Annotated in this window: 9 protein-coding genes; 8 read left to right on the top strand and 1 reads right to left on the bottom strand. The window is 65.9% G+C overall.

All coding sequences use genetic code 11. From position 1 onward, the window contains the following. From H5T60_10830 to H5T60_10820, 3 genes are all read left to right on the top strand, one after another. A partial coding sequence (locus H5T60_10830) for a pyruvate ferredoxin oxidoreductase (protein ID MBC7242925.1) occupies positions 1–142 on the top strand: 142 nt, incomplete at its 5' end. A gap of 201 nt (positions 143–343) precedes the next feature. Next, positions 344–814 carry a cytidine/deoxycytidylate deaminase family protein gene (locus tag H5T60_10825; GenBank protein ID MBC7242924.1) on the top strand — a complete coding sequence of 157 codons (471 nt, stop codon included), beginning with the start codon at positions 344–346 and terminating at the stop codon, positions 812–814. Next, on the top strand, positions 799–1,932 hold the full coding sequence (locus H5T60_10820; GenBank protein MBC7242923.1) for an undecaprenyl/decaprenyl-phosphate alpha-N-acetylglucosaminyl 1-phosphate transferase: 1,134 nt from the start codon (positions 799–801) through the stop codon (positions 1,930–1,932). The genes H5T60_10825 and H5T60_10820 overlap by 16 nt, the downstream gene beginning before the upstream one ends. Here H5T60_10820 and H5T60_10815 read toward each other — a convergent pair. Next, on the bottom strand, positions 1,843–2,736 hold the full coding sequence (locus H5T60_10815; GenBank protein ID MBC7242922.1) for a hypothetical protein: 894 nt from the start codon (positions 2,734–2,736) through the stop codon (positions 1,843–1,845). The two genes, H5T60_10820 and H5T60_10815, sit on opposite strands and share 90 nt — an antisense overlap. A gap of 21 nt (positions 2,737–2,757) precedes the next feature. Here H5T60_10815 and H5T60_10810 point away from each other — a divergent pair, with 21 nt between their 5' ends. The 5 genes from H5T60_10810 to H5T60_10790 form a co-directional block, all read left to right on the top strand. Then, positions 2,758–3,315 (top strand): acyltransferase, encoded by a 558-nt coding sequence (locus H5T60_10810; GenBank protein ID MBC7242921.1) that lies wholly within the window; start codon positions 2,758–2,760, stop codon positions 3,313–3,315. Beyond that, positions 3,312–3,926 carry a DUF1405 domain-containing protein gene (locus H5T60_10805; GenBank protein ID MBC7242920.1) on the top strand — a complete coding sequence of 205 codons (615 nt, stop codon included), beginning with the start codon at positions 3,312–3,314 and terminating at the stop codon, positions 3,924–3,926. Before H5T60_10810 ends, H5T60_10805 begins: the two co-directional genes overlap by 4 nt. Positions 3,927–3,936: 10 nt before the next feature. Beyond that, complete coding sequence (lgt, locus tag H5T60_10800) at positions 3,937–4,749, top strand: prolipoprotein diacylglyceryl transferase (GenBank protein ID MBC7242919.1); 813 nt, start codon at positions 3,937–3,939, stop codon at positions 4,747–4,749. Positions 4,750–4,867: 118 nt separating this feature from the next. Next, a complete protein-coding gene (locus H5T60_10795) occupies positions 4,868–5,395 on the top strand; it encodes an NTPase (GenBank protein ID MBC7242918.1) in 528 nt (175 codons plus the stop codon). Next, positions 5,389–5,700, top strand: a 312-nt coding sequence (locus H5T60_10790) for a phosphate--acyl-ACP acyltransferase (GenBank protein MBC7242917.1), incomplete at its 3' end; no start/stop codon positions are given. The genes H5T60_10795 and H5T60_10790, both read left to right, overlap by 7 nt.

Genomic DNA, 5,700 nt, shown 5'->3' with positions numbered 1-5,700 from the left:
ACTGCCCATCACCGCCTGGCTGGAGCCGCAGGGCCGCTTCCGGCACCTCTTCCGGCCGGAGAACCGCCACCTCATCGAGGAGATCCAGGCCGAGGTGGACCGCCGCTGGGAACGCCTGCTGAAGCTGTGCGGCGAGGCGTGATCACAGCGAAGCGCAAACGATCGCATAGAGGGGCCGGCTTGTCGGCCCCTCTATTGCATTGGCCGGCGAGAGGGGCACAGCGGCGCTGTGCCCCTGCTGTTTTCCAACACCCGCCGCCGGCGCGATTTGTCCCGCCCCCTTGCCCTGTGGTATATACAAGGGGCAATCATGTGCCGGCGGTATTTCTGAAAGGGGGGTCGCATGGGCCAGAGACCGAGCTGGGACGAGTACTTTATGGGCATCGCCCACCAGGTGGCCAAACGCAGTACCTGCCCTCGGGCGGCGGTGGGCGCAGTGGTGGTGAAGGACCGGCGCATCCTCACCACCGGCTACAACGGCGCCCCAATGGGACTGCCCCACTGCACCGAGGTGGGATGTCTGATAATTGACAACCACTGCATGCGCGCCCTGCATGCCGAGCAGAACGCCATCATCCAGGCGGCCCTGCACGGCGTGTCCATCAACGGCAGTACTATCTACGTCACGCATCAGCCCTGCCTGACCTGCGCCAAGATGATCATCAATGCCGGCATCAAGCGCGTGGTGTACGAAGGGGATTACCCGGACCCGCAGGCGCGCATCTTCCTGAGCGAGGCCGGCGTGGCGCTGGTGCGTTTCACCCCTGCCGGCGAATCGGAACCGAGCGAAGGCACCACATGTGGGGAAGCGTAGGGCCTTATGCCCTGACGTTCGGCACCGCCTTCCTCCTCGCCCTGCTGATCACGCCGGCGGCACGCCGGCTGGGGGAACGGCTCGGCATGGTGGACGCGCCGGGGGGCCGCCGACGGCACCACGGCGTCATCTCCCGGCTCGGCGGGCCTGGCCTCTATCTCCCATTCGTCGCGGCAGTACTGCTGTCCCTCCTGCTTCCCCCTCATCTTCAGCCGGCGCGCAACGACCCGAAGGAGATCGTGCGCCTGGCCGGCCTGCTGTGGGGCTGTACCTTCATGTTCGTCTTCGGCTTGCTGGATGACCGGCTGGGGCTGGGGCCGAAGCCGCAGTTCCTCGCCCAGCTCGCCGTCGCCTTGCTCTCCATCCCGTACCTGATCATCATCGAGCGGGTGATGAATCCCTTCACCAATACGCTGATCATCTTCCCCGGGTGGGCAGTGATCCTGCTCACGGTTCTCTGGTTCATGGGGATGATCAACACGGTCAACTTTCTGGACGGGGTGGATGGGCTGGCCGCCGGCGTGACAGCCATCCTGTGCATCGTCCTGACGGTTCACATGCTGCGCGAGGGGCAGTACAGCGTGGCGCTCCTGCCGCTGGCGCTGTTGGGAGCGGCACTGGGGTTTCTGCCCTTCAATTTCGCGCCGGCCAAGGTCTTTATGGGCAGTTCGGGGAGCTTCTTCCTGGGCTATGCGGTGGCGGCCCTGTCCATCATGGCCGGCGCCAAGGTGGCCACCGTCCTGCTGGTCATGGGCCTGCCCATCGTGGATGTGGCCTGGCAGATCCTGAACCGCTGGCGCGCCGGCCGGCCCATCGGCGCCGGCGACCGGGGCCATCTCCATCACCGGCTGTACGACCTGGGCCTTTCACCCCGCGCCATCGCCCTGCTGTACTATCTGTTCTGCCTGGCCTTCGGCGTGCTGGCGCTCGTCATCTCCAAGCGCGTCTACAAAGTGCTGGCCCTGCTGGTGCTGGGAGGCATCACGCTGGCGGTGCTTGTGTACGTGAGCCGGCGTCAGCTCCCGCTCTCAGGAGTAGCGCACCCGACTGCCGGTGAGCCAGCCGATAAGGGCCTCACTGCCGGCAATCAGCCCCATGAAGATCAGGTCGGCCGCTAAGGTGATGACGAAGGCCAGGTCCAAATAGCCCACCAGGCCGATGGCGCGGTCCAGCAGGGCCGGCGGGATGGCCGGCGACCAGCCGATGATGACCAGCACGATGATTCCGACGCCGAGGAAAATGCCCAAGGGGAGCCAGGCGCGCCGGTCCGATTCGCTCGGGAGCATGGCGTTGCTGAGGGCAAAAATCAGATAGAGCCAGATCCAGAAGTCCGGTGTTTTGATATTGCCGGCCAGCGTCTGGAAGAACCAGGCCGCGTCCCCCAGCACAAAGGCCTGGGTGAGCTGTCGCAGGTTGAAGACGATCTGGCCGATGAGCAGAATCAGGCCAGAGCCGGCCAGCAGAGGGGCCAGCCCCACCAGGCTTTCGCGCAAGGGGTCCGCCCGAGCGATGCGCACAGCGCCAAGCCGCACCTTTGCGCCACTGCGGGCCGGCCCAAGGGTGATCTTACCGGTGCGCAGGCCCAGCAGACGGGCGGTCGCCCAGTGGCTGAGCTCGTGCACCAGGATGCCTGGCAGCATCACCACGAAATAGAAGACGACGGCGGCATTGGGACTGCCGCTCAGGAGCAGTCCTAATCCCTGGAGATGCCGGCTGATCCAGCGGTTCAGCCAGATCATGGGCAGTAGGGTTATAATGAACCAGAGCAACGGCCAGAGCATGGGGATCACTCCGTGCGCTGGAATGCCGGCCGGCGGGCGGATGCCCACACGCATCACCGCGATATTATACCGCAGGTGCCCATGCCCGTCCAGCCGGCGGAGGATGGGGGCAACCCTCGACCAAGTGACAGGCACACCCATTCCGACGCGGGAGAAGAGCGCATGAGCGAAAAGGAACTGTCAGAAGCGCAAATGGAGGAGGAGCTGGTCAACCGCCGGCTGGAGCGCTTGACCATCCACCCCTGCCCGGGGCCGCACAACTCCCTGCAGTACTGGACCCGCTTCGCCAGCCCCTGGAAAGTGGTGCGCAATTTCATCCTCATCTTCCTCTGCCGCTACCTCCCCTCCGAGAACCTGAAGAACGTGCTGTTCCGCTGGACGGGGATGAAGGTGGGCGCACGGGTCTCCGCCGGCCTGATGTCCATGTTCGATATCTTCTTCCCCGAGCTTATCACCATCGGCGACAATACCATTCTCGGATACAACAGCGTGATCCTGGCCCATGAGTTCCTGCGGCACGAACTGCGCACCGGCCCCGTGGTTATCGGGCGGGACGTGATGATCGGCGCCAATGTGACCGTACTGCCGGGTGTCATCATCGGGGACGGTGCGGTGGTCTCCGCCATGAGCCTGGTGAATAAGGACGTGCCGCCTCACACCATTGTCGGAGGGGTGCCCGTTCGTGTGCTGGGACGGACCAACTCTGGAGGGGAGAAATGACCGCTGTGGCGCAGACCTATCGGCAGGTGCGGGCCCTTATCCTGCGCCCATGGGCGCTGTGGACGCTGTTCGTCATCAATGTCATCGCCGGCGTCATCGGCGCCATCTACTGGTACGGCGCTGACCTGCTCCAGACTCCCTGGTGGGCGCTGGTCTTCGTGCCGGACTGCCCGCTGTTCGCCGCCCTCTTCGCGGTGGCGCTGGCCGGCATCGCCCTCGGCCGGCGCGAATGGACCTGGTTCAACGCCATCACTACGGTTGGCCTTATCAAATACGGCATCTGGACCGTCACAGTCTGGATCCTCTTCTGGCGCGCCGGCTATCCCGCCACCACCGAAAGCGTGGTCATGACGCTGACCCATATCGGCATGATACTGGAAGGGGTGATGCTGGCCTCGTTCCTGACCCGCCTTCGCCTGCGGCACGCCCTGCTGGCCGGCGCCTGGTTCTACCTCTCCGACTGGGTGGACTACGGCCTGGGTTTCCGCCCGCGCATGGCGCCCGGCGTGTCGGAGACCTTCATGATGTGGGAGATGATCGTCGTCACGACACTGCTGACGCTCTTTCTCGTCTGGCTGGCCTGGCGCCGGCGCGGGGCAGAGGCGGTATAGGGCGGTAAGGATGCGCTCCCCGGGGGAAATCCTGCTCCACATAGGCCCTCTGGCGATCCACTGGTACGGCTTTCTGATTGTGCTGGGAGCGGCGGCCGGCGGGCTGGTCGCCGGCCGACTGGCGCGCGCCCGCGGCGATGACCCGGCGCACGTCTGGAACATGCTGGCGGTCGCCCTGGTGCTGGGGATCATAGGGGCGCGGCTGTATCATGTCTTCTCCACGCCGGCGGCCGGCGTGGGCTGGTGGTATTACCGCCAGCACCCGGAGGCCATCTTTGCCTTCTGGCGCGGCGGCCTGCGGGGGTTTGGCATCTACGGGGGCATCGCCGGCGGCATCCTGGGCATATGGCTGTACACGCGCTGGGCCAAACTGCCCTTCCTGCGCTGGCTGGACTACGCGGCGCCCGGGGTGCTCCTCGCCCAGGCCATCGGCCGCTGGGGCAACTTCTTCAACCAAGAGCTGTACGGCCCGCCCACCAACCTGCCCTGGGGCGTGTACATTGACCCGGCGCACCGACTGCCGGGCCTGGAGGCCTACGAGCGCTTCCACCCCGTGTTCCTGTACGAGTCGCTGGCGAATTTCGCCGCGTTCCTGTTCCTGCTGTGGTGGGGCCGGCGGGGCGGCCGGCGCGACGGCGACACCTTCCTCGCCTATTTCATCCTCTACCCCTTCATCCGCTTCTGGCTGGAGTTCCTGCGCCCGGATGCCTGGAAAGTGGCCGGCGTCGCAACGGCCCAGTGGATTTCCCTGGCCTGCATCGTGGGGGCCGGCATCACGCTGTGGCTTCGCCACCGCCGGCCGAAAACCCACACCATACAGTAGGCCTTTCACTAAGGGGGTACAGGTCCAACTGCCCGGCGGGCCGTGTATTGCCCTTTGACCAGCCGCATGGTATAATCGGGCGCGAAGCCGGCACAGCGACCGGCCGCGGGGGTGAGACGTGCCGCATAACATCCTGCTGACCGGCCGGCCCGGTGTGGGCAAAACGACGCTCATCCTGCGCCTGCTGGAGCTTTTGGGGAGGCCGGCCCGCGGCTTTTACACCCGCGAGCTACGGGAGCGGGGCGTGCGCCTGGGCTTTGAGGCGGTGCGGCTGGACGGCCGGCGCGCCATCCTGGCCCATGTCGGGATGCCGTCCCCCTGGCGGGTGGGCAAGTATTACGTACAGCTCCCGGCCTTCGAAGCGGAAATCCTGCCGGCCATCGAGCTGGAGGCGCTCCCCGCACAGGGCATCCTGGTCATTGATGAGATCGGCCGGATGGAATGTCTCTCCTCCCGCTTCCGGCAGGCAGTGCAGGGTGCGCTGGACGCCGATGCGCCGGTGCTGGGAACGGTGGGACTGCAGGATGACCCGTTCCTGCGGGCTGTGCGTTCCCGTCCAGATGTGCGCCTCATCACCGTGACGCCGGAGAGTCGGGACAGGCTGGTGCGGGAAATCGCCACATGGATGGAGGAGGAAGGATGGTGACAGGTCGTTTCGAGGACATCCCAGTAGTGCTGGACGCCATGGGCGGCGACCACGCGCCGGCCGCCCCGGTGGAAGGGGCGGTGCTGGCGGCGCGCGAGTTCGGCATGCCCATCTATCTGGTGGGGCAAGAGGATGCGGTGCGGGCGGAGCTGGCGCGCCATGATCACAAGGGACTGCCGCTGACCCTGGTGCCGGCCAGCGAGACCATCGGCATGGATGAACAGCCGAGTCTGGCGGTGCGCCGCAAAAAGGATTCCTCCATCGTCGTGGGTATGCGCCTGGTCAAAGAGGGCAAGGCGCGCGCC

The sequence above is a fragment of the Anaerolineae bacterium genome, from assembly GCA_014360855.1.
GTDB lineage: Bacteria > Chloroflexota > Anaerolineae > JACIWP01 > JACIWP01 > JACIWP01.
This window is presented reverse-complemented; position numbering and strand designations above follow the sequence as displayed.